This is a genomic window from Cytobacillus sp. EB106-05-05-XG126 (genome assembly GCF_058791715.1).
Genome location: NZ_JBYTDU010000001.1, coordinates 2,066,525 through 2,089,159 on the forward strand (window position 1 = coordinate 2,066,525; position 22,635 = coordinate 2,089,159).

21 protein-coding genes and 1 riboswitch are annotated in these 22,635 nt (G+C 42.1%); of the genes, 11 read left to right on the forward strand and 10 right to left on the reverse strand.

The window, feature by feature from the left end; genetic code table 11:
• Positions 1 to 2: 2 nt before the first annotated feature.
• Complete coding sequence (locus AC3WTL_RS10240) at positions 3 to 1,223, reverse strand: metallophosphoesterase family protein (protein ID WP_492369351.1); 1,221 nt, start codon at positions 1,221 to 1,223, stop codon at positions 3 to 5.
• A 205-nt stretch (positions 1,224 to 1,428) separates the two neighbouring features.
• Between AC3WTL_RS10240 and AC3WTL_RS10245 the strand changes: the two genes are divergently transcribed.
• Entirely contained in the window at positions 1,429 to 2,061 is a 633-nt protein-coding gene (locus AC3WTL_RS10245; RefSeq protein ID WP_197214582.1) for a LysE family transporter, read from the forward strand.
• A gap of 51 nt (positions 2,062 to 2,112) precedes the next feature.
• On the opposite strand, the gene AC3WTL_RS10250 is transcribed toward AC3WTL_RS10245, so the two are convergent.
• The gene (locus AC3WTL_RS10250; RefSeq protein WP_197214581.1) at positions 2,113 to 3,363 is read right to left on the reverse strand and encodes an ABC transporter permease; all 1,251 of its coding nucleotides are present in this window, start codon (positions 3,361 to 3,363) and stop codon (positions 2,113 to 2,115) included.
• Positions 3,356 to 4,255, reverse strand: a complete 900-nt coding sequence (locus AC3WTL_RS10255) for an ABC transporter ATP-binding protein (RefSeq protein ID WP_197214580.1) — start codon at positions 4,253 to 4,255, stop codon at positions 3,356 to 3,358. Before AC3WTL_RS10255 ends, AC3WTL_RS10250 begins: the two co-directional genes overlap by 8 nt.
• 157 nt (positions 4,256 to 4,412) lie before the next feature.
• Here AC3WTL_RS10255 and AC3WTL_RS10260 point away from each other — a divergent pair, with 157 nt between their 5' ends.
• A complete protein-coding gene (locus tag AC3WTL_RS10260; RefSeq protein ID WP_048010724.1) occupies positions 4,413 to 4,598 on the forward strand; it encodes a YhzD family protein in 186 nt (61 codons plus the stop codon).
• A 280-nt stretch (positions 4,599 to 4,878) separates the two neighbouring features.
• On the opposite strand, the gene AC3WTL_RS10265 is transcribed toward AC3WTL_RS10260, so the two are convergent.
• The 4 genes from AC3WTL_RS10265 to AC3WTL_RS10280 form a co-directional block, all read right to left on the reverse strand.
• Positions 4,879 to 5,670, reverse strand: coding sequence for an enoyl-CoA hydratase (locus tag AC3WTL_RS10265; RefSeq protein ID WP_197214579.1), 792 nt, complete (start codon positions 5,668 to 5,670; stop codon positions 4,879 to 4,881).
• 216 nt (positions 5,671 to 5,886) lie between these two features.
• On the reverse strand, positions 5,887 to 7,512 hold the full coding sequence (locus AC3WTL_RS10270; RefSeq protein WP_248346607.1) for a long-chain fatty acid--CoA ligase: 1,626 nt from the start codon (positions 7,510 to 7,512) through the stop codon (positions 5,887 to 5,889).
• A gap of 142 nt (positions 7,513 to 7,654) precedes the next feature.
• Positions 7,655 to 9,169 carry a coproporphyrinogen III oxidase gene (locus tag AC3WTL_RS10275; RefSeq protein ID WP_248346605.1) on the reverse strand — a complete coding sequence of 505 codons (1,515 nt, stop codon included), beginning with the start codon at positions 9,167 to 9,169 and terminating at the stop codon, positions 7,655 to 7,657.
• A 254-nt stretch (positions 9,170 to 9,423) separates the two neighbouring features.
• Entirely contained in the window at positions 9,424 to 10,290 is an 867-nt protein-coding gene (locus AC3WTL_RS10280) for a Cof-type HAD-IIB family hydrolase (protein WP_048010728.1), read from the reverse strand.
• Positions 10,291 to 10,518: 228 nt separating this feature from the next.
• A riboswitch (TPP riboswitch) is annotated at positions 10,519 to 10,620 on the forward strand.
• A gap of 321 nt (positions 10,621 to 10,941) precedes the next feature.
• Here AC3WTL_RS10280 and AC3WTL_RS10285 point away from each other — a divergent pair.
• The 5 genes from AC3WTL_RS10285 to AC3WTL_RS10305 all read left to right on the forward strand — a co-directional run bounded on the left by AC3WTL_RS10285 (position 10,942) and on the right by AC3WTL_RS10305 (position 15,030).
• Complete coding sequence (locus tag AC3WTL_RS10285; RefSeq protein ID WP_248346603.1) at positions 10,942 to 11,547, forward strand: Ykof family thiamine-binding protein; 606 nt, start codon at positions 10,942 to 10,944, stop codon at positions 11,545 to 11,547.
• Position 11,548: 1 nt separating this feature from the next.
• Positions 11,549 to 12,145: an ECF transporter S component gene (locus tag AC3WTL_RS10290; RefSeq protein ID WP_197198745.1), complete on the forward strand. Its 597-nt coding sequence runs from the start codon at positions 11,549 to 11,551 to the stop codon at positions 12,143 to 12,145.
• Entirely contained in the window at positions 12,129 to 13,829 is a 1,701-nt protein-coding gene (locus tag AC3WTL_RS10295; protein WP_492369352.1) for an ABC transporter ATP-binding protein, read from the forward strand. The genes AC3WTL_RS10290 and AC3WTL_RS10295 overlap by 17 nt, the downstream gene beginning before the upstream one ends.
• Positions 13,816 to 14,595: an energy-coupling factor transporter transmembrane component T family protein gene (locus tag AC3WTL_RS10300; RefSeq protein WP_197207754.1), complete on the forward strand. Its 780-nt coding sequence runs from the start codon at positions 13,816 to 13,818 to the stop codon at positions 14,593 to 14,595. The genes AC3WTL_RS10295 and AC3WTL_RS10300 overlap by 14 nt, the downstream gene beginning before the upstream one ends.
• 234 nt (positions 14,596 to 14,829) lie before the next feature.
• On the forward strand, positions 14,830 to 15,030 hold the full coding sequence (locus tag AC3WTL_RS10305) for an alpha/beta-type small acid-soluble spore protein (protein WP_009331452.1): 201 nt from the start codon (positions 14,830 to 14,832) through the stop codon (positions 15,028 to 15,030).
• A 66-nt stretch (positions 15,031 to 15,096) separates the two neighbouring features.
• On the opposite strand, the gene AC3WTL_RS10310 is transcribed toward AC3WTL_RS10305, so the two are convergent.
• The 3 genes from AC3WTL_RS10310 to AC3WTL_RS10320 form a co-directional block, all read right to left on the reverse strand.
• Complete coding sequence (locus tag AC3WTL_RS10310) at positions 15,097 to 15,621, reverse strand: D-glycero-alpha-D-manno-heptose-1,7-bisphosphate 7-phosphatase (RefSeq protein ID WP_048010734.1); 525 nt, start codon at positions 15,619 to 15,621, stop codon at positions 15,097 to 15,099.
• Between the two features lie 128 nt (positions 15,622 to 15,749).
• Complete coding sequence (locus AC3WTL_RS10315; protein WP_076262456.1) at positions 15,750 to 16,100, reverse strand: YlbF/YmcA family competence regulator; 351 nt, start codon at positions 16,098 to 16,100, stop codon at positions 15,750 to 15,752.
• A 106-nt stretch (positions 16,101 to 16,206) separates the two neighbouring features.
• A complete protein-coding gene (locus AC3WTL_RS10320; protein WP_222497477.1) occupies positions 16,207 to 17,346 on the reverse strand; it encodes a DUF445 domain-containing protein in 1,140 nt (379 codons plus the stop codon).
• A gap of 225 nt (positions 17,347 to 17,571) precedes the next feature.
• Between AC3WTL_RS10320 and AC3WTL_RS10325 the strand changes: the two genes are divergently transcribed.
• The 4 genes from AC3WTL_RS10325 to AC3WTL_RS10340 are packed head-to-tail and all read left to right on the forward strand — an operon-like array spanning position 17,572 to position 22,558.
• Positions 17,572 to 18,987: a YheC/YheD family endospore coat-associated protein gene (locus AC3WTL_RS10325; RefSeq protein WP_252221133.1), complete on the forward strand. Its 1,416-nt coding sequence runs from the start codon at positions 17,572 to 17,574 to the stop codon at positions 18,985 to 18,987.
• Positions 18,947 to 20,050, forward strand: a complete 1,104-nt coding sequence (locus AC3WTL_RS10330; protein WP_492369353.1) for a YheC/YheD family endospore coat-associated protein — start codon at positions 18,947 to 18,949, stop codon at positions 20,048 to 20,050. Before AC3WTL_RS10325 ends, AC3WTL_RS10330 begins: the two co-directional genes overlap by 41 nt.
• On the forward strand, positions 20,028 to 21,392 hold the full coding sequence (locus AC3WTL_RS10335) for a YheC/YheD family endospore coat-associated protein (RefSeq protein ID WP_492369354.1): 1,365 nt from the start codon (positions 20,028 to 20,030) through the stop codon (positions 21,390 to 21,392). Before AC3WTL_RS10330 ends, AC3WTL_RS10335 begins: the two co-directional genes overlap by 23 nt.
• Complete coding sequence (locus AC3WTL_RS10340) at positions 21,389 to 22,558, forward strand: YheC/YheD family endospore coat-associated protein (protein ID WP_492369355.1); 1,170 nt, start codon at positions 21,389 to 21,391, stop codon at positions 22,556 to 22,558. Before AC3WTL_RS10335 ends, AC3WTL_RS10340 begins: the two co-directional genes overlap by 4 nt.
• Positions 22,559 to 22,635 lie beyond the last annotated feature (77 nt).

Below are 22,635 nucleotides of genomic sequence, written 5' to 3' on the forward strand. Positions count from 1 at the left end.
CCTCAAGCTTTGTATAATAGGTCCACCAGCAGTGCTTCAGCTTCCTCGGCGATTCTCTGTTTTTCATCCTTAGTGAGTTCGTTCATAAATCTTCTTGCCAGGGGATGTGAATACAAAGGCAAAGCACTTTCACTGCGCTCTGCAAACTGATCCGCAGTTTTAAAAAGCTCACTGAAAAAATCTGATTCATGTGCCAGATTTTCTTTATTCCAGATTCTTTTTTCATTTACTGTGATACCGGAAATCCATACAAATGATTCCTCATCTGCCTCTTCCTCCTGCAGCGTTTCGAGGAGCTCGCCATTGGTTATGCTTCTTAATTCGTGATCTGGCATGCAAGTTTCTGTAAGTGTCAGATTCAGGACGGTTCCCCGCCTGTTTTGGCGCTTTTCTTCCATCAAATTTAAGCAAATATCATATACATCCTGATAGTTCTCCAATCCGGAAGCATCTATTTCTGCATTTTCCCAGATTACAGGAGCAGCTTCCAGAAACTCCGTCTTTGCACCCGAACTATCAAGCTCAACTAAATAGCATCCTTTCGGACCGGTTTCTTTCCGGTTTCTCCCCTGTATATTACCGGGGTAAATGACGGGTGGCTGGGAAATGATGATTTCCCGTTTATGTATATGTCCAAGAGCCCAGTAATCAAAGTCCTTTCCAAGCAAATCATTTATTCGGAACGGTGCATATGGAACGTGATCACTGCTGCCTTCAAAAGAGCCATGAAGTATTCCAATATGCAGATCAGCGCCATCTTCCCTGTTATATTGATCGATCATCCTTTCCAGCACATGTCTCTTAGGGTAGCTGAAACCATAAAGATGAACAGATGTGCCATTTTCAGCTGTATGCTTCACCACTTCAACTTCATGGGAAAAAATATGGACATTATCCGGCATTTGCAAATGGGCCCATCGGCCATCCATATGGTCATGATTACCATGAACTGCATAAACAGCAATCCCGCGTTCATCCAGCCTCTCCATCTCCTTACGAAAACGGGTTTGTGCCTTTATGCTCCTGTCTTCACCGTCAAATAAATCCCCGGCTAAGATGACAAAGTCAACAGCATGGAAAATGGCTAAGTCAATTATTCTGGTAAATGCGTTGAAAGTACTTTCCTGCAGTTTTTTAAAAATGGCCGGGGGCAAATGCCTCAAACCGGACATCGGACTATCCAGGTGTAAATCTGCAGCATGAATAAACGTAACCCTTTTCATGTAAACTTCCTTTCATTCCTTTTCTTTCATTTTACCTCATCCAAAAAGCGAATGCACGTTCCTATCCTAATTTATATAAGATAATTCTTCTTGAGTTTTCTTAATCGGTTTTAGACCGGGAAGCTTGTGCATAAAAATGTACAAGACTATTTCCTAGAGGACTGGCTTAGAGCTTCTGGGAAAATTTAAAGGGCGGAGTGGTATATTGGGAATTGGAATATATTTAAGTTACGTGTTTCTCGGACTGTCTCTGGCAGCTCCAATTGGGCCGGTTAATGCCGTCAGGCTTGAAAAAGGGATAAAAAATGGATTTTGGCATGCGTGGATTGTTGGAGTGGGCTCTATGTTTGCTGATGCGTTTTATATGCTGGTTGTATACCTTGGACTCGTCCACTTTTTGGACACCCCTGTTGTACAGATCTTCCTGTGGCTTTTTGGAGGATTTATTCTTTTATACACGGGGATCGAAAGTATTGTAAATGCCAATAAAATTTCCATAAGCTATGTGCGCAGCCAGGATTCATTGTTTAAATGTTTTTTCTCCGGATTTATTATGTCTATATCCAGTCCTCTTTCCATTCTGTTCTGGCTCGGCATTTACGGATCTGTACTTGCAAAAACAGCCGCTGCTTATGGAAAAACAGAGCTCTTTTTATACAGTACCATGATTTTTCTGGGACTGATGCTTTGGGATCTATTTGTCGCAGGATTGACCACAGGGTTCCGCCGATTCCTGACCTCCAAAGGGATCATCATCATATCGATTCTTTCAGGATTATCGCTGATTGGATTTGGGGCTTATTTTGCATTCGAAGGGTTAAAGGCATTATTTGAATAAAGAATATTATTGAAAAAAGCTCCGTTTCTTAAAGACGGAGCTTTTTTCAGATTATTCGTTTTTAGTAAGCTGTAATGCTTTTTTAATATCTTTAAACGAATTGGATTTGCCATACATCAATACTCCGCCCCTGTATACTCTCGCTCCAAAGACAGCGAGCAGTATAATGGAAACGAGAAGGATCACGATCCCGAGAATCGGCTCCCATACCGGCAGTGACAGCATCCCAACTCTCATGAACATGAGCATCGGAGTAAAGAATGGAATATAAGACGTGATCGTTACAAAGGAAGCTTCCGGCTGGCCTAAGCCAAACATAGCAATCATAAAGCCTGCCACAACCATCATGGTCATCGGAGTAATCATCTGCTGGATATCTTCAATCCTGCTTACCAGCGAACCAAGAAAAGCCGCCAGTGTGGCGTAAAGGAAATATCCAAGAATGAAAAAGATGAGTGCATAAGCGATCGTCGCAGCCGGAATGTTTCCAAATCCAAAGAATTCAAAAAAGCCGCCTTCCATCGTATCAAGATTTTGTTTGACTGAAAAATAACCAACTAATAGTATGAGTGCCATCTGTGTCAGGCTAAGCAGCCCGATTCCCAATATTTTTGCGAACATCTGCTTGATTGGTGAGACACTGGATATCAAAATTTCCATGACACGGGAAGACTTTTCTGTCGCTACCTCCATGGCAATCATATTAGCGTATAAGATGACGGCAAAATAAATGATGAATAACAGAACATAAACAAGCCCTCTTGCCTGATTCAGTTCTTCTTCTGTTTTAGCATTTTCTTCAAGAGCGGTCTTATCAAAAGGCACAGGCTCATACAGCTTGCTTAATTGCTCCGGGCTAAGGTTTATTTGAGTGGCGGCCATTTGCGTTTTCAGCTGCTGCAGCCCGCCCTGCAATTCGGATGGGATCGCTGAATCGGCTATGCTTCTTGCTTTATAGGCTGCTTCAGGCAGCTCTTCTTCAGTAAAGGATAACAATAAAAGTCCTTTATACTTTTCATCCTTAACAGCATTTTCTCCTTCTGCCTTTGACCCTTTGTAGGCAATTAAAGAAATATTGTTATTCAGGGCATCCATTTGTTCCTGAAGAGGAGCTAACAGCACACCTGTCTCATCGATTACGGCAATTCGTTCTTCATCATCCTTATCGAAATAATCAATAATACCGGATAAGTTGGCAAGCCCTGCAACTATCGCCACAGTAATGAGAGTCGTAACAATAAATGACTTGGTCTTCAGTTTGCTTAAATAAGTATGAAGAAGAATCGTCATAAAGTTATTCATAGGAAGCACCAGCCTTTTCTATAAAAATATCATTCAGTGACGGCTCTTCCAAAACAAATTTACGGACAAAACCCTTCTCTGCAACCTCTCTGAAAATGGCTTCAGCGGCATCTTCACCGGAAATCTGCAGCTGAATCCCCTCAGCTGTCTGTCTGGCTTTCACCACTCCCCTGCTATCCTTCAAAAAGCTTAAATCATAATCTGCATGGATAATAAGATTTTTCCTGCCAAAGGAACGTTTAATTTCTTTTAAAGATCCGTGCACTACTGGCCGCCCTTTTTGCATGATGCATAAGTGTTCACAAAGCTCTTCTACATGCTCCATCCTATGTGAGGAAAAAACAATAGTTGTACCGTTATCCCTTAACTCCAGTACAGCATCCTTCAGCAGTTCTACATTAACCGGATCCAATCCGCTGAATGGTTCATCCAGAATTAAAAGCTTTGGCTTATGTATAACAGCAGTAATAAACTGGATTTTCTGCTGGTTTCCCTTTGAAAGCTCTTCAATTTTTTTATTGGCGTATTCAGGAACTTTGAACCGCTCAAGCCAATAAGTTAATTCCATTAAACAGTCCTGTTTTCCCATCCCTCTCAGCTTAGCTAAATAGATAACCTGATCCTTGACCTTCAGCTTTGGATATAAACCTCTTTCTTCAGGAAGGTAGCCTATCAGCGGGCTGGTTGAATAATCGATGGGATTTCCATTCCACGTAATCTTTCCTCCGCTGGGATCCAATAGTCCCAGTATCATACGGAAAGTAGTCGTTTTACCGGCTCCATTCGCCCCCAGGAATCCAAACATCTCACTTTCTGGAATAGAAAGTGACAAATCGTCCACTGCCGTAAACTTTCCAAAGCGCTTTGTTACATGCTCAAGCTCTAAAGCCATTTCGAATTCCTCCTTTTCCTATTTAGCAATACGTACAGAATAGGAAAAAAGTTCCCTGATTTAAAGCAATTTTTCCGAATAAATTTTGCACATTCTAAGAAATTATGCAAGAATAATAGTAACTATCTGAATTTTATAATAAGAGAGGAGTCTCATTATGAAGACTTACAAGCTTACTGCATTTGAACAGGACGGGGAAAAGATATTGGATGAAGCATTCCAGGCAGCTTCTGATGACGAAGCTAAAAGTGTGGGAGAAAATCTCCTTAAGGAAAAAGGGCTGGATGAGAAAACTCACCGCTGCACCTCTCCTGCGGGCAAGCTGATACTGTTTCATAGATAGGAAGAAAAGTGGAGGCACCTTGCCCACGAAGGAACGCAGACAAAAAGCGCCACCTCCTCCCAAAAGCTGCCGCTTTCGGTCGTGCGATGTATCGCTGCCGTAGCTTTCCTTGTCCTGTGGCAACGTCTGCATGACCCCCATCATGGGGGCCTCAAGCACAAGACGAGCTTGTGACCTCGAGGGGTTTTGCGCTGGAGCTGGACAGTTATCTGAATTCAATGATGTACATTCTGATAAGAAAAGCAAAGGGCTCAGCTCTTTGCTTTTCTTCTATCAATCTTTATTTCCCCTTAAATACAGGCTTTCTTTTCTCAATAAAGGCCTGGATTCCTTCTTTGTGATCCTCTGTTTGCCGCATTTTATGCTGGCCAAGCTTTTCGAGCTCAAGCACTTTTAGCAGGAGCGGCCGGTTTTTATCAGCAAGAATTTTCTTTGTCTTAATCATTGCTTCTGTCGGTCTGTTCAGCCATTGGCTTAATTTTGCATCAACTGCTGTGCTTAAATCAGCTTCTGCTATTTCGTGAATCAGCCCCATTTGCAGAGCTTCATCTGCAGTCAGCACTTTTCCTTCCCAGATTAAATGCTTCGCTTTATCTTCACCAATGCGCTGCTGCAGGAAGAAGTGAGCCCCACCGTCAGGAATTAAGCCGATTCCAATAAAATTCATGGCAAGCTTGCTGTTCCTGTCTGCCAATATATAATCAGTGGCAAGGGCCAGGCTCAGGCCCAAACCGGCAGCTGCCCCTGTAACAGCACTAATGGTCAGCTTCGGCATGCTATAAAGAGTTACAGCCAGCTCGCTGATGCAATCCATCACATCCGGGAAATCGCTTTCATTTGTTTCCAAAAGCATAGTCTTAATATCCCCGCCTGAGGAAAATGCGCGGCCCCTTCCTTTCAATACAACAATATCAATCTCATCCATTTGGCCAATATCTTTCATGGCAGTCAAGAGCCCTTTCAGCATTTCCACATTCAATGCATTCAATGATTCCGGCCTGTTCATTTCAACTGTCGCCACACGCCCATCAAGCTGAACACTGACAGTATCAGTTACAAAATCTGTTGTCAAAATCTTTCCCCTCCTTTAAATGCTTCTTTTATTATAAAGAGTATTATTATATTTAAAAAGCTTTTTGTCTAAAAATTTTTAATTTTGTCACTTGTTGGTCACTTCCTCGATACGCTCTCTCTGAAAGAACTGTAATTTACCCATTTAGCTAAGCCAAAAACTAATTTGATGATATTAAAAACAGCATCCCAAAAGGATGCTGCGAATGACCCATATTTACTTTGCATGACCTGTATATTCTTTTTGGACCTGCTCTCTTAAAGCCATTTTGAGGAATTTTCCTACAGAGGTTTTCGGTATTTCCTCAAAGAAAAGTATTTCATCCGGAAGCCACCATTTTGCAAATTGCGGTTTCAGGAATTCATAAAGCTCTTCTTTTGTGGTCTGCCCTTTAAATGGCTCTTTCAGAACTACGCATGCCACCGGCCTCTCCTGCCATTGCTCATTCGGGACAGCAACAACCGCTGCTTCAAATACCGATTCATGAGCCATTAAGGCATTTTCGATATCAACGGAAGAAATCCACTCCCCTCCACTTTTAATTAAATCTTTTGTCCGGTCAACGATTTTCATAAATCCTTCTTCATCAATGGTTACGACATCTCCCGTGTAGAGCCAGCCATCACGGAATGCTTCATTGGTCCGCTCATCTTTATAATATTCAGAAGCAATCCATGGCCCTCTTATAGCGAGTTCCCCCATTTCCTTTCCGTCCCATGCTGCTTCCCCATCCTTGCCGGCAATCTTCATTTCCAGCCCAGGTACAAGAATGCCCTGTTTGGCTTTTATATCCAGCCTCTCTTCTGCTGATAGCTCTTCCTGATAGCTTTTTAAAGTCGAAATAACAACAAGCGGGCTTGTTTCAGTCATTCCATAGGCATGCATGAATGGAATTTTGTGCTTTTGCTCGAAGGCTTTAATCATGCCTTTTGGCGCTGCCGAACCTCCACATAGCACCGATCGGAGTGAGCTCATATCATATTTATTTTCATCAAGTTCCTTTAATAATCCGAGCCAGATTGTCGGCACTCCGGCTGTTATGGTAACTTTCTCAGATTGAATAAGCTCTGCCAGAAGTTTAGGTGTAAAATATGGCCCCGGCAATACAAGAGTGGTTCCAAACCAGACAGCAGCAAACGGCAGCCCCCATGCGTTTACATGGAACATCGGCACTACCGGAAGAGCAATATCTTTCTCGCTTACAGCTGCACTGTCTGCCATCCCAAGTGCCATACTGTGAAGGACAATCCCCCTATGGGAATAGACGACCCCTTTAGGGTTGCCTGTAGTTGCCGAGGTATAGCACATTCCCGCTGCTGAATTTTCATCCAGATCATCAGGATATTCATAGGCACCGCTTGCTTCATTTATAAGCTTTTCATAGTGGTATACCGGGGAAAGAGAAGTCTCAGGCAATTCTTCTTCATCTGTCATAATGATGAACGCCTTGACCGTCTTCAGTTCATCCTTTACCTTCTCAATTAGCGGTACAATGTCAGGATCAATCAGCAGCACTTTATCTTCGGCATGGTTAATAATATATGTTATATGCTGAGGTGACAGACGGATATTAATCGTGTGGAGCACAGCTCCGCTGCATGGGATGGCGAAATAAGCCTCCAGGTGACGATGATGGTTCCATGCCAGTGTCCCGACCTTATCCCCTCTTTCCACTCCCAGCTTTTGCAGGCTTTCTGCCAGCTTCCTGGTCCTTTCTGCAATCTCCTTATATGTCAATCTCTGAATTCCGCCGGCCGTTCTTGATACGACCGTTTTCTTTGGAAAATACTTTTCTGCCCGCCTGATCATTTGCGTCATAGTCAAAGGTGTCTGCATCATCATTATAATTCCCCCTTTTTAGAAAACGCTTACATTTAGAATCATAGAGATCTATGATCTTTTACCTATTCATTCTCTTTATTTTCATGAATTCCTTTAATATTTTTCTCAATTTTCCGAAATATTTTTTTAAAAAAATCCCCGCCTATTCGGCTAGGGATTCATATTTATTAAATAGCTCTTTTAATATTTTCAATTTCTCATCTGTATAATATTCAAAACTGTCATTATACGATTTTGGATCCTTCGGGTTTGCAAAATGAGTGATTTTTCCTGTCCCGGGATCAATGAACTTACTGGAAGCCCCGCATCCAAGCCCGATAATTGTCTGCTGTTCTTCCATAATCATAATGTTATAAATGCTTTCCTGGTTTGGAAGGGCATAACCGACATTTTCAAGATTGCCGAGAATATTCTTCTGGCGGTAGAGATAATAAGGATGGTAATTATGCACTTTCGTCCAATCCTCAGCCATGTCCATCATTTTTTCAATCTCTTCACGATCGGCAACTTTATATTTTTGCTTGTTCTTTGTCATTTCCGAAGCTCGTTTAAAGGATAAAGTATGAACAGTCAGGGATTCCGGCATTAGTTTCTCTGTTTCACCCAGAGTATGCGCAAATTCCGGAACACCTTCTCCAGGCAATCCAATGATCAAATCCATATTGATATTGTTCATGCCCATATTACGGGCCAAATGGAATTTATCCACGGTTTCTTCTACTGTGTGGTGACGGCCAATTGCTTTCAAGGTCTCCTGAATATAGGACTGAGGATTGATGCTGATACGGTCAATATTCCATTTTTTAAGCACTTCAAGCTTTTCAGGTGTAATCGTATCCGGACGGCCTGCTTCCACAGTGACCTCCCGAATGTTTTCTACATCTGGAAAAGATTCATACATTTCCTCATAAAGCATATCCATCTCTTCTGCCGTAATGCTTGTCGGGGTCCCTCCGCCATAATAGACAGTGGTGATTTTCACATTATTTTCTTTCAGCCAATCACCAATTTTGCGCATTTCAAAATGAAGGCCGCCAAGAAATGAGTTAACAGAACCCTGCCTGCCATTAATTGCATAGGCAGGAAAAGTACAATACGCGCACTTTGTCGGGCAGAACGGAATGCCAATATATATGCTTACCTCATTTTTTAAGTCATAAAGATCCGGCACAACAGCAAGCTGCCGGTCTACAATATTCTGCATAAGCTGAATTTTTTCATCTGTAATCAAGTACTCTTCCTTCAGCTGCTGATGAGCTTCCTGGAGAGGTGTCTGATTCTGCATGGCACGGTGAAGCAATTTTGTGGGACGTACTCCGGTCAGAATACCCCACTTCTGGGTAATGCCAGTCCATTCCTGCAAAACAGTCAGGTATACATGTGATACTGCATTCTTCACTTGTCTGAAAGTCTCTTTGTCTGACTCAGCCGGAACAAATTCCTTTTCAAAATTGGCTGTAAGGTTCCTGTTGTCTTTATCAGTAAGCTCTGCAATGGCTTTAATGCGTTCTCCCTGCTCAAGCTGAAAAGAAATGGTCAGATCTGCTGCAGCATTCTCACCCAGCACCACTTCACATTCTTCAAAAAAGAGGTTCCCGATCAGCCGAAGCGGCCGATGGAACCGTTCATCCTGTATGCCTAAAATTGAAATGTTCAAATCTATCACCTTTTTTTAGAAAATATAATAAATCTGCCGGTGTTTCATCTCACTGACGGCAGTTGCAGAGTCTATATTATTCATGTTGACAAACTCCTTTTAGTGTACAGAAATGGGGAAACAAGGTCAATATCAGGGAAGAGAATCCCATTGGATCGCTTTATTTAATTCCCTCTCTTTTTCACTTTCTCTTTATCCCATGCCTGAATCAAAAAGAGAGCCAATCTGCCTGACTGGACTCTCTTTCATTCATTTTATTTTAGCAGATTCATTTTCTTCAGGAAATCGATCGGATGCTGTTTGCGGAAATGTTCTTTAACCATGTAGCTTACGCCGCTCTGGTCATTGGATCGTGTCAGCCAGTCTGCTGCTTTTTTAACTTCTGCCGGGGCATTGCCCATCGCCACACCCAGACCGGCGGCTTCAATCATTTCCAGATCATCTTCAGAATCTCCTATGACGACCATTTGATTTCTGGAAATTCCAAGGTGTTCACATAAATAGAGCAAACCATTCAGCTTTGAAACTCCGGAAGGAACAATGTCCATCCTCAGATCATTCAGTTTAATGACTTCCACATTTTCAAACATGCCCCAAATGGCTGTCTTAGCATCCTCAAGGTCTTCTTTATCTTCAAAGTACACTTCAATTTTTGGCGGTGTGACCGGCTCATCTAATATGGTGTCACTTAATGAATCCACAAACTGCTGGGAATAAAAAATGGGATCGCCGGTTGTAAAAACAGTTTTAGCAAGCATGTTGGTATTGAGCTTCGTTTTGTTGGCAAGGGAATATTTTTCGTGCACCAGCCTGATTTGACAGGTAAAGCCTTCAAGCAGGCGCACGATTTCAAACGTTTCATCTTCCTGAATCCTTTTTACAAAAATCGGCTTTTCCTGAGAAGCTGCAATATATGCCCCCCTGTGTGTGACCAGCAAAGAATTGATTTTCAATGCTTTAGCCACTTTTTTCGCGGATGGAAAGCTTCTGGACGTAACAAGTGTTACATAGATCCCTTTTTGCTGCACATATTCAATCGCTTCTTTTGTTGATTTATGAAGTCTTCCATTTGATTGGAGTAATGTTCCGTCTATGTTTAAAGCAAGCATTCTGTATATCATCCAATTTGCCCCCTATTCTCGGTGTAAAATTGTCCTATTACACTTTTATGAAGAGAAGGACTGGAATAGAACATGACATGGACAATGCAGAAATTTTTTATAGCTTATCTGTGTTAGTGAAGGCGTTTATCTGTTTTCATAGATCAATTGATTTGAAGAATTATTAATTAGTCATTTACAATTTGGATGCTCCGTATTAAGATGGAGTCAATAAAAACTGCATATCTTATTTTGCACTAGGGGAGCTTTTTGGCTGAGAAGAACAATCCGTTCTGACTCTTATCACCCGATCTGGATAATACCAGCGTGGGGAAGTGCAGGTGAACGGCTATCATTTCTAGTGTATTGATATCATTCAACTGCATTTCCTTATGGGAATGCAGTTTTTTATTTTCATTAGGCTCTTTTCGAGTAAATTGTTGTTTTTCGCCTATTAATGTTGTCCGTTGATTTCCGCTCCAGGCTGCTCGCTTTCCGCGGGGCGGGCGGTGAGCCTCCTCGACGCTGCGCGTCTGCGGGGTCTCACCTGTCCCGCTACTCCCGCAGGAGTCTCGCACCTTCCGCTACAATCAACTCAGTAAATCATATACAAAAAGCAACAAACCTTGCGAAAATAGCCTTTCATTAAAACTAAACTAGGAGGATGGAAAAATGCAGGAAAATTTTCTATGCGGAACAAGCGAGATTACAGGGTGCAGGTTTTCAATTTATCCAATGACTGACAGGTTTGTGGATGTTATATTATCTGCTCTAAAAGAAGTGAATACAAGCAAGGTATGGATGGAAACAGATGATGTGAGCACTTGTGTGAGAGGCAGGTGCATTCATGTTTTTGATGTGGTCAAAGCTATTTATCTTGAAACAGTTAAGCATGGTGACCATGTAGTATTTAATGGCACTTTTTCCAATGGATGCCCTGGGGATACTGCGGGCGATGCTTATCTTGCTGAAAATGAGGAACGGGCGAATGAAGAATCAGCAGCAGGAATCAGCCAGGAAGTCGCTGTCCAGTTTGCCCTTTATCCGATGGGGATTCCTGATTACATGAACGTCATTATGAACCAGGTCGAGCTCGCAAAGAATCGGGAAACTTTTACTAAAGGAGTGCATTATGCTTCAAGACTGGATGGAGATGCACACGCTGTTTTTAAAACACTGGAGGATGCTTTTGAAAACTGCAAGAAAAGCGATTCTACACATATTGTTATGACAGTGAATATGTCTGCCAACAGTCCATCCAAAAAGGAGACTGAGTAATATGCTTGAAAAGTGGAAGCTTCGAGAAGTCATAGTCCTGTCTGTACTCGCTGTCGTGTTTGCAGTTGTATATCTGGTATTCCTGCAATTTGGCAACGTGCTATATGGAATGTTCGGCTTAATTGGATATGATCTTATTTTTGGCATTTGGTTTATTGTTTCAATTATCGCAGCTTACATAATCAGAAAACCCGGAGCAGCCTTTTTATCGGAAACCATCGCTGCAGCCATTGAAGTCATGATCGGCAACGCAGTTGGTCCCCGCCTGATACTGTCAGGGATGATTCAGGGGATTGGAGCAGAAGCTGTTTTTGCGGCCACGAAATGGAATAATTACCGGCCATGGGTTTTAATTGCTGCCGGAATGGGCTCATCTGTTACTAGTTTTATTTGGGGCTATTTCATTTCCGGCTATGCTGCCCTCTCACCCGGTTATGTTACGGCTATGTTTTTTGTGAGGCTGATCAGCGGTGCTTTATTAGCTGGATTGCTAGGCAAATGGCTAAGCGAAAGCCTTGCGAAAACAGGGGCATTAAACAGCTTTCCTATTGGAAAAGAGCTAAAAAGGGGAAAACCGGAAAATGGAATTACAGCATAATAGGCACATATTAAAAACTGAACAGCTTTCCTTCAGGTATGAAGATGTGAAAAAACCTATTTTAAAAGATGTGCAATTCAGCCTTTATCCAGGGGAAGCAGTTCTATTGCTGGGCCCAAGCGGCTCGGGAAAAAGCACACTTGCTTTCTGCTTAAATAAATTATATCCGGAGGCCGTTGATGGCAAATTGGACGGGACCATTTCATTCAAGGGAAAGATGCTGGAGGAGTTCGGCCCTGGCGAAATTAATCAGCACATTGGCATTGTGTTTCAAGACCCCGAAAGCCAATTTTGCATGACCACAGTCGAGGATGAGCTGGCATTTGGGCTTGAGAATATGAAAACACCTCCTGAAGAAATAGAGAGTAAGATTGATGAAGCATTGGAGCTTGTTCATCTTTTGCCGTATAAACATTCCTTGATCCACACCCTTTCCGGGGGCCAAAAGCAAAAGCTTGCACTGGCATGTGTTTTATCATTAAAACCGGATATCCTGATTTTGGACGAACCGACAGCAAATCTGGACCCGGCTTCAAGCTATGAACTTACACGCATAATCAAAGAGCTTAAACAGAACCAGGCATTTTCCCTGCTAATAATTGAGCACAGGCTGGATGATTGGATTGATTTGACCGACCGGTGCTTGGTCCTAAACAAGGAAGGTGAAATTTTATTTAATGGAAGCACGGCAGAATGCTTTAATCAATATGCAGAAGAACTACTGCATGAGGGCATCTGGCTGCCAAGCGCGGTTAGAGCCGGCCTATTAGGAAAAAAAGAAGGTATTTACAAAGGGGAAAAGCTCCCGTTGTCTGATCGGGAATTAATCGCCGGATTAGCAAATCCCTTTTGTGCACTTCAGATTTTAGACAACCGGAAGAAAAAACACCAAGCTCATGAAGAGCAGATTATCCTATCAGCAGAGAATCTAACGTTTAATAAAGCTGGTAAGGACTTGCTAAGAAATATTAGTTTTTCTGTAAAAAAAGGCGAATTTGTGGCAATTGCCGGTTCAAATGGGTCAGGAAAAACAACACTTTCCAGACTGCTGGCTGGACTATATCCTCCTTCAAAGGGCAATATACTATTTTATGACAGCTCCCTTTCCCAATGGAAGGAGAAGGAGTTAAGACAGAAATTAGCTTACGTTTTTCAAAATCCCGAGCATCAATTTATTGCAGACTCTGTCTATGATGAAATAGCCTTCAGCCTAAAAATACAACAAATTCCTGATGCCGATATTCAAAAAACAGTTCAGGCTGCTCTGCTTCAAGTGGACTTGCTCCAATGTGCTGACTTGCATCCTTTTTCCTTAAGCCAGGGACAAAAGCGGCGGCTTAGTGTCGCATCGATGCTTGTGAATGATCAGGAGCTGCTCCTCCTTGATGAGCCAACATTTGGACAGGATGCCAGGACGTCCGGGGAGCTTATGAAGCTATTGGAAACAAAGATCCAAAGTGGAGGTTCCGTGGTGATGATCACGCATGACATGGAAATCCTCCATTCCTATGCGGACAAAGTGATTGTTCTTTCAGAAGGAGAGAAGATTTACGATGGTTTGCCAGATGCATTATGGAAGAAAGATGAGATTATGAAGATTGCTTCCCTAAAGGTTCCTTACCTAGAAAAACTCAGGAACGATATCGGGTCCATTACAAGGGGGAAAAAGGTTGTTCTTACATGAATTTAACCCAAGCATTAAAGCATTCACTGTCATAGTCTGTGTGTTAATTCTATCGGTTTTCTTTGATCCGGTTACACCTTTTCTGACCTTAGTGATGACTGCAGCAGCCACCTTTATTTTTGGAAGAGTTTCATTCAAAAGATGGATACTGCTTTTCACGCCATTTATCTTTATGGCTGCAATATATATTTGGTCAGCTCTGATTTTTTCTAAAACGATTGAAGGAGAAACCATCCTTTGGTCATGGGGGATATTCACATTGACTGAGGAGAGCTTTCTGCGTGCCCTCTCCCTTGGAATGAGAGTTTTAAGCTTTACCTCTCTGTCTCTTCTTTTCATTTTAACCACAAAGCCGACAGAGTTTCTGCTCAGTTTAATGCAGCAATGCCGGCTCTCTCCAAAGCTTGCATATGGAATCATGGCAGGCTATCGGTTCCTGCCATTAATGAAAGAAGAATTTGAGATTATCCGAAGCGCCCACCGGATCAGGGGAGTACCCAAAGCGCGAAAACTCTCGGAAAAAATGGCTGAGCTTAAGAGGTATGCAGTTCCTCTCCTTGCCGGAGCGATCCGTAAAGCTGAAAGGACAGCGATGGCTATGGAATCAAAAGGGTTTACCGGAGATAAAAACCGGGATTTTTATCATAAAATCTCTGTTTCCTGGAAAGATTGGGCATATTTTACCTTCTTTATAGGAGCAGTACTTGGCAGTGCCTATATTTCATGGCTATTCGGGTTTCTGCAGCTTTACAATGGCGAACTTTAGCAGACAATTCTTGATTTCCGTGCGGATAGAATCTTTTTATGTGCGGTAGGAGCAATTTTATGTGCGCGTTTAGCTCCATTTTATATGCTCAAAGATGATTTGGAGACATACCAGCAAATTTCTTGTGTTTAAAAATACCATAAAGTACCATAAATAACTATGAATAAATCTTATTTACTCTCCTAAAGCTATAATTGTAACAATCAAGAAAACTACACCAAGGAGATGATTTACATGGCAAGAAACAGCAATTCTAATCAGCTTTTAGTATCAGGAGTCAGTCAGGCAATTGATCAAATGAAGTATGAAATTGCAACAGAATTCGGTGTGAACCTTGGCCCGGAAACATCTTCAAGAGCAAATGGATCAGTAGGCGGGGAAATTACGAAGCGCCTTGTGCAAATGGCTGAGCAGCAGCTTGGCGGAGCACGCTAGTCCAAAAACGAAATCATAGTAAAATAAAATGCCGCTTCCAGCTAATCCCGGAAGCGGTTTTTCACCCTATTTAAGCATATTCAATATATCATCCACTGCCTCAAAAAGAGATAACGCCTGAATATCTGCACTTGTTGGATCAGAGCCGATAAAAACAGTTTTACAGCCTGCCTTCTTACCCGCCTCAATGTCCCGTTCATGATCGCCTACCATAATGCTTTTAGTCAGATCAAGATTGTGCCTCCCAGCCAAATCCACCAGCATGCCTGCATTTGGCTTGCGGCATTCACAGCCTGCTTTCGGCTTATGAGGGCAATAGGCGACCTCTTTAATATGTCCCCCTTTTACTGAGACAAGCTCCTGCAGCCTTTCATGAATTCTCTTTAGCTCCCTTTCTTTCAAAAAACCGAGTCCCACGCCGCCCTGATTGGTCACAACGAAAATTTCATAACCGGCTTTGGTCAGTTCTGCCACAGCTTCTGCTGCCCCTTCAAGTAAATATAACTGCTCAGGCTTGTTAACGAATTTCACCCTGTCTGATAGAACCTCGTTCAAAACGCCGTCCCGGTCCAAAAAAATGGCTTTTTTCAATGTGCTGCCCCTTTCATTAAATCGATATCTATCATAAAGGTACCCAAACCTTGTTCAGTTTAATATCGGAAGATGCTTTTTTCGTATAAAAAACTCCCGGATCAATTTCCGGGAGTTTTCTCATGGTATTATTCAGCTGCACCATAAAGGTCTTCAAGAGGCTTCATGATGATTTTGTTCATTTCTGCAATCATCATGCTCATGCGCTGTTCTGCTTCCATAAGCTTTGAAATCTGGGCGTGCTGCTGTACAAGCGCGACTGTCTTTTGAGCCTGTTCTACTTCTTCCTGTGTAATATCCTGGCCCATCATTTGTTTTTGCTGAAGTTCCATCTGGATTTTGCGGAAGTTATCAAACATTGCTTTTGCAGACGGATCTGCATTCACATCATCATATGCCTGCTTTAGAGCCTTATATTCATCGCTTTCCCGCACTGCTTTTTCTAATTCATAGGCTGAGTCATATAAATTTACTGCCATTAAAAACACTCCTTCCGATTCTTGTTCAAAATGGACAATTCACTCTCCGTTTCGAACATCCACTACACTATAACAAACTATGACAGTAAACGCGAGGCGATACCCTTTAATTAATCAATATAGCAATGATTCCCTGTACGAGACCAATAATACCCCCAAGCAGAAAACCTAAATTTGTAATCATGGCTAACTCGCTTTTGATGATGGAAAAGACCATATCTTCTAATCTTTCAACCGAAAAATTGCTGACCTGCTCCCGGACAATTTCTGCCAGACGAAGCCGTTCCATAACCATTTCTGTCTTTCCTGAAAGCCAATCAGAAAGCATCTGAACACTTTTAGGAGCCAGCTCTTCTATCAGTACTGTCCTATAAGGGTCCATAAAAGATGAGATAGGCTTTTTAAATACATTTTCCAGATTAATGACTCTGTGTGCAATATTCTTTAATACTGAAAGAATCTGTTCCTTTTCGAGCTGCTCTTCAATAACTGCAGCTTCCATCTCAAGGATTTTACGCCACTCTTTTTGTAAAAGGGTTGTAATCAGGTCGGCCGTACCCTCATTACTTAAAAACCTAACAATTTCCGGCTGAATTTTATCCGCAAGATTAATGTTGCCCATGAACATCTGCAGCATATTGCTGAGCACGCCGCTGCGTTCACGAACAAAATCATCAGCCATTCTTTGTATCCTCATTTTGCCTTCAATGCTGGAGAAATAATCAACCCCCTTTTGAAGGATCATTGAACTGATAGCCGGAATTTTTTCATCCGCTTTATCCAACAGGCCCTGAGGAATAACATTTTTAAGAGGCAGGCCTCGATATTCACTTATAATCTTTTCATATTTCTGCTCAATTAATAAGTTTATGCGGTACTCCGTTTTCGATTGGCCATCCGTGATTCCAAACGCTGCAAGAATGTCCTCTGCTGATTTTTCTGATTGCAGGATAGTTTCCATCTCTTTCTGAACAATCCCGGTCATATCATGCAAAAATTGATCATTGATGAACTTTTTCTTAATGCTTTCCGGTGTCAGAAGATGATTAACAACCAGCTTTCCCATCTGATCAGCCATTTCATCTCTTCGTTTAGGAATCAGCCCAGGGGTAAATGGAACCTTCCATTTACCTATGTACACGGCATTATAAGGTTTAAAGAGCATTTTAATAGCCAGGTAGTTAGTAAACCCGCCAATGAGAGCCCCAATTATCATCATTAATATTATTGTCATTGCAATTTCCATAGATATCTCTACCTTCCTTAAGTTACAGGCGCCTCTTGACGCACCATTTAATTGCCCAGAACATACGATATGGTATCAGCTTTTGCCTATTTTTTCATTATACAGTGAAAACTTCATCAATGGGAGTTTTGCACATTCTGCGGAATAAATTCAGCATTCAATTTGCAAACTGCATGAGGTTGTTCAGAATAGGCTCAAATAAAGATAAGCAAATGAGGAATGATCATGACAGTTTCTTTATTGCCTATTACGATTGTTCCGGTAAAAATGTTTCAGGAAAATCAATTTCGCATTCAACTTAGCCATTCTCTCGTACATTACTGGAATATTGATTTGCAAATGCCCCATTTGCTGCGGATCGGCATGCATGCCATTCAGGTAACCATCGAAGGAGCAAACATTACAAAAGATGAAATTATGTTCTGTGAACGGCTTTTTCAGGAATGCTGCCTGCCAATGGAAGATCTCCATTTTGTCGCCAGTTACTCCAGAAAGGACTTTACTATTACTGCCGGGCCGGTTATTGGACTGATGACGGATTTTAATGAAAGTGGCGAAGAGCCTGATTTCCGATCAATTCATTCTTTTTGCGAAGAATTGCATGAAGTTGTTTCCGGCCTGCGCGGATATTTCTATGTATTTCATTTTCGCGACTGCATTGAAGGAAAGCTGCAGGGTTATTGCCTGCGTGAGGGAAAATGGATAAAACGTCCCGTTCCTTTGCCTGGTGTGATTTATAACCGGATCCACTCCCGGATGCTTGAAGCAAGTTCTGCTTTTCAATCATTTAAAAATAACTTGATAAACTTTAACATCCCAATGTTTAATGACCGTTTCTTATCAAAAAAGGAAGTTCATAACCTCCTCTTTTCTGAGGACCATATGCATCCCTATCTGCCTGATACAGCCATTGCAGATGAACAAACCATCAAGGAAATGCTGGCCAGACACAGGGTAATATTCCTTAAGCCCATACATGGCAGCCAAGGACGGAATATTATCAGACTTAGTATACAGGACGAAGAAATCATGACAGAAGTATCGACCGGAAACGGCAGGGAAAATACGCTCACATTCAAAAATTATGACCGTTTTGCACAATGGTTCAAGCAGTACCAAAAGAAAACAATTTTTCTGGCACAGCAGGCCATACCTCTGCAAACTTATAAGAACAGGCAGCTTGATTTCCGCGTGCTCTGCCATAAAAACTTTCAGGATATCTGGAGGGCCACTTCTGCAGTGGCAAGGATTTCTGCCAAGCAGCAATTTGTTTCCAATATTGCAAGAGGCGGGGAAATTATGAAGCCCCTAAGAATCTTCACGATGCACTCTGATCAGAAAACAGCGGTTCAGCAGCTGGCGTTATTGAAGGAGCTTGCAGTTGAAACAGCAACCATCATCAGTCAGAAATGCGAAGGCCTTGTTGGAGAACTCGGGATTGATATTGGATTGGACTCTAATGGAAAACTCTGGATCATTGAAGTGAATTCTAAACCCTCCAAGAACTTTGAAGACAAAGAAAAAAGAATAAGACCCTCTGCCAAGGCACTGATCGAATATGCAACGGCTTTATCATTTATCCAAAAAGGAGGACTACAAAATGCTTTCATTCGGAATCATGACTTTAAACAAACGGAGTGAACAGCCATACTTTACGGAATTGGCGAAGAGAGCTAATGAATATAACATTAATTGCTTCAGGTTTGTGCCTACAGATATCAATCCTGTTTCAGAAAGGATTGCAGGTGATTCCTATAACCCTTCTTCAGGGGAATGGGAGCCGGCAGAATTTCCAGTGCCGGAGATTCTTTATGATCGCTGTTTTTACAGAAATGACTCCCGCTCGAAACAATGTATATCCATCGTGAATTGGCTAAAGGCAAGAAATGACATCCAATTCCTTGGCTACGGATTGCCTAATAAGCTTGAATTATATGAAATTCTCTCCTGTTCAAACATATCACCTTATTTGCTGAAGACGGCTCCATTTACCGGAGCTGACAGTTTCATAAACAGCCTCATTACTAATCAGCCCTGCATTTTAAAACCGGCAAGCGGGTCACAGGGACATGGAATCTATTATATTGAGAAAACGGGCAAAGATATTCTTGTTAAAACAGATAAAAGGAATGCCCAGGTTTCACGCAGCTTTGAAACTGAAGAAAAGGCAGCTGGATGGCTGAATAAATTGACCGCAAAACAGCAATACCTCATCCAGCCATTTGTGAATCTATCAAACAAGGACGGTCAGCCCTTTGATATAAGAATATTGCTTCAAAAGGACAGGAATGGTGCCTGGAAGGAGATGGGCCGGGGCATTCGCACAGGAAGAAAAGGAGGCATCGTCTCCAACTTAAGCGCTGGCGGCAGCAATATTTCTTTTAAGGAGTGGGTCACTCAATACCCACCTTCATTAAAGAGTTTTCTTTCCGATGAGCTTTATGACATTATCGATACACTTCCTGCTGCACTTGAACGAAAGCTTCCCCCGCTATTTGAGATGGGAATCGATATCGGAGTGGAAACTAACGGCTCTATTTGGATTCTGGATATTAACTCAAAGCCAGGAAGGAAAACCATCCTGAACAGCCAGCCTGAGAAGGAGGAAGAGTTATATACCGCTCCCCTTCTCTATGCCAAATTCCTGGCAGCCAATAAGGAAATGGAAAGGAGAACGAATCATGAGAAAACAATATCAAATTGAAATTTCCGATTCCGCCTCCAAAACAGTTTATATTCCAAATGAGCTGAACCTTCATACTCATTTGACGAAACTGGCATTTGGCACTCATTCGGCAGATTCTTCTTTCTTACTCCAGAAGACAAAGAAGAACTCGATCATCATAAGTAAAGATGTTGCCGAAGCACTGCATTTCCCTGATCTCAAGATTCCTCTGCATGCATTTGCCAATAAGGGTACTCTGTACCTCGGCCCGCTCGTAGGTATCTTCACATCAGGATTCACCTCTTTTCCTTTAAGGCCTGTTGGGGATCGGACCCTATTTTTTGCCAAACTGCTTTCGGTCAAAAAAACGGTAGGTGCCATTCCGTTTTTATTCGGTGACCAGCAAATTAACTGGGAAAAAGAAACCATCCATGGGCTTTTTTATCATGAGGAAGGCTGGGAAACCTTTGAAGTCCCTTTTCCGAATGTTGTTTATGATCGGCTTCCCAACCGAAGAAGTGAAGGGAGGAATGAGCTGAAGGAAGTTCGCGCCCGCCTTCAGAAAGACTATTTAATTCCCTGGTATAATCCTGGTTTCTTTAATAAATTAGATGTTTATGAAAGACTGCAGAACGATGATAATATTAGTCATTACCTGCCTGAAACCCACCCTTTTTCTTCTTTTTCTGTAATTGAAAGAATGCTGGCTGATTATGGCCATGTTTTCCTGAAGCCTATTAATGGAAGCCTTGGGCTTGGGATTCATCAAATTATTTATGATAAAAGGGATGGGAATTATTATTGCCGATATAGAGTTCGGGACGAAAATCGGCTGAGAAGATTTAACACTTTGGAAAATTTAATGCGGAATGTTTTTGCAGGACGAAGTTTAAGCCGGATGCTTGTTCAGCAGGGAATTCATTTGCTCCGTCATGAACAGAGAGCGATTGATTTCAGGGTTCATACCAATAAAGATGAGAATGGGGAATGGAAAGTTACCGCCGCAGCGGCAAAAATGGCGGGACCCGGCAGTGTTACAACTCATGTGAAAAGCGGAGGTGAAATCAAAGTCCTTGAAGAAGTATTTGAATCGGATGCAGAAAAAAAAGAGGCAATGGCGAAGTTAAGTGAGGCGGCACTTAATATCAGCAAGGCACTGGAACGGAACATGGAAGGTATCATCGGTGAAATCGGCTTTGACTTTGGATTGGATCGAAATGGCCATGTATGGCTGTTTGAAGCAAATTCAAAGCCCGGAAGATCCATATTCAAACACCCTCAGCTCAGGGAGTTCGACTTTCTTACCCGCAAGCTATCACTTTCATTCGCCGTTTTCCTTGCCGAAGCATCTATTATGAAGCCTCAGGAAATTGTGAGATGAAGGTTTATTATGACTGGGCCAGCAGGACCTGGTTCGGCAGCAGCAGTTGTACCCTTGGAAGCAGCCAACACCCTTTAAACATTATTAGCCCGCAGGCGGCACGAGATTTGCTTTCCTTTTCATTATCCTTGCGGAACGGTAATGCCGGACCGGTGATTGGCATTCTTACCGGAAAAGGAAAGGATCAGGCTATTGCCGGCAATGGTCCTATATTTAAGGCCCTCCAGAATAGCATATTGCAAAAGAGCGGGGTTTCCTATGTATTTACCCCAGAGAACCTGAAGGATAATTCCGTGAACGGCTATATTTATATTCCCAGTCAGGATAAGTGGATTGAAGCCATGTGCCCTCTTCCGCATCTTGTCTACAACAGGGTGCCATTCCGGAAACTTGAAAAAACAGAAGCCTTTCATAAAGCAAGCCGTTTTTTTAACGAGCAGGCTATTCCACTTTTCAATCCTGGCTTTCTTGATAAATTCGACATTTACCAGCTATTAAAAGACCATCCGCCATTAAAGGATTATATTCCTGAAACCATTCTTGTCACCGGACCAAAGCCTCTAAAGGAATTTATCCACAGTTATAATAATATCTACTTAAAGCCGGCAAACGGTTCCAAAGGCAAAGGAATATACCAATTAATCCAGCTGGAAAAAAGTATCACATTAAACGGTCTGCACGATTCATTCAGTTACGCTGATTTTGAACATTTCTGGTGCCAATGGGAAACTCACCTGATGGATAAACCTTATTTAGCACAGAAAGCGATCAGCCCTGCCAAATTAGAAGGCAAGCGGTTTGATTTTAGAATCTTAGCCCATTTCAGCCGAGGCAGCTATTCGGTTACAGGGATTGGCATTAGGCAGTCTCAGGACCAGGACATTACAACCCACATTCCGAATGGCGGGGTGATGATTCCATATGAAAGTGTCCGCACAAAAGAACATGATGCGTTTATTCATACTGCAGCATCGGAGGCAGGAAAACTTCTTGAGAAAACGAAAGGTTTTCATGGAGAATACTCTATTGATGCTGGATTAACTGATCAGGGCAACTATGTGATTTATGAAATAAATTCAAAGCCGATGAGTTTTGATGAAACCTGGATAGAAGAAAAAAGAATTGAAGAACTGACCCGCTTATTTCTCTCATTGTCCGGGTTCTAGAATGCTGTTAAAAATAGCCGTGCACCCACAGCGTGCACGGCTATTTTTATGCTATTTTTTTACAAGTGTCCCTGACA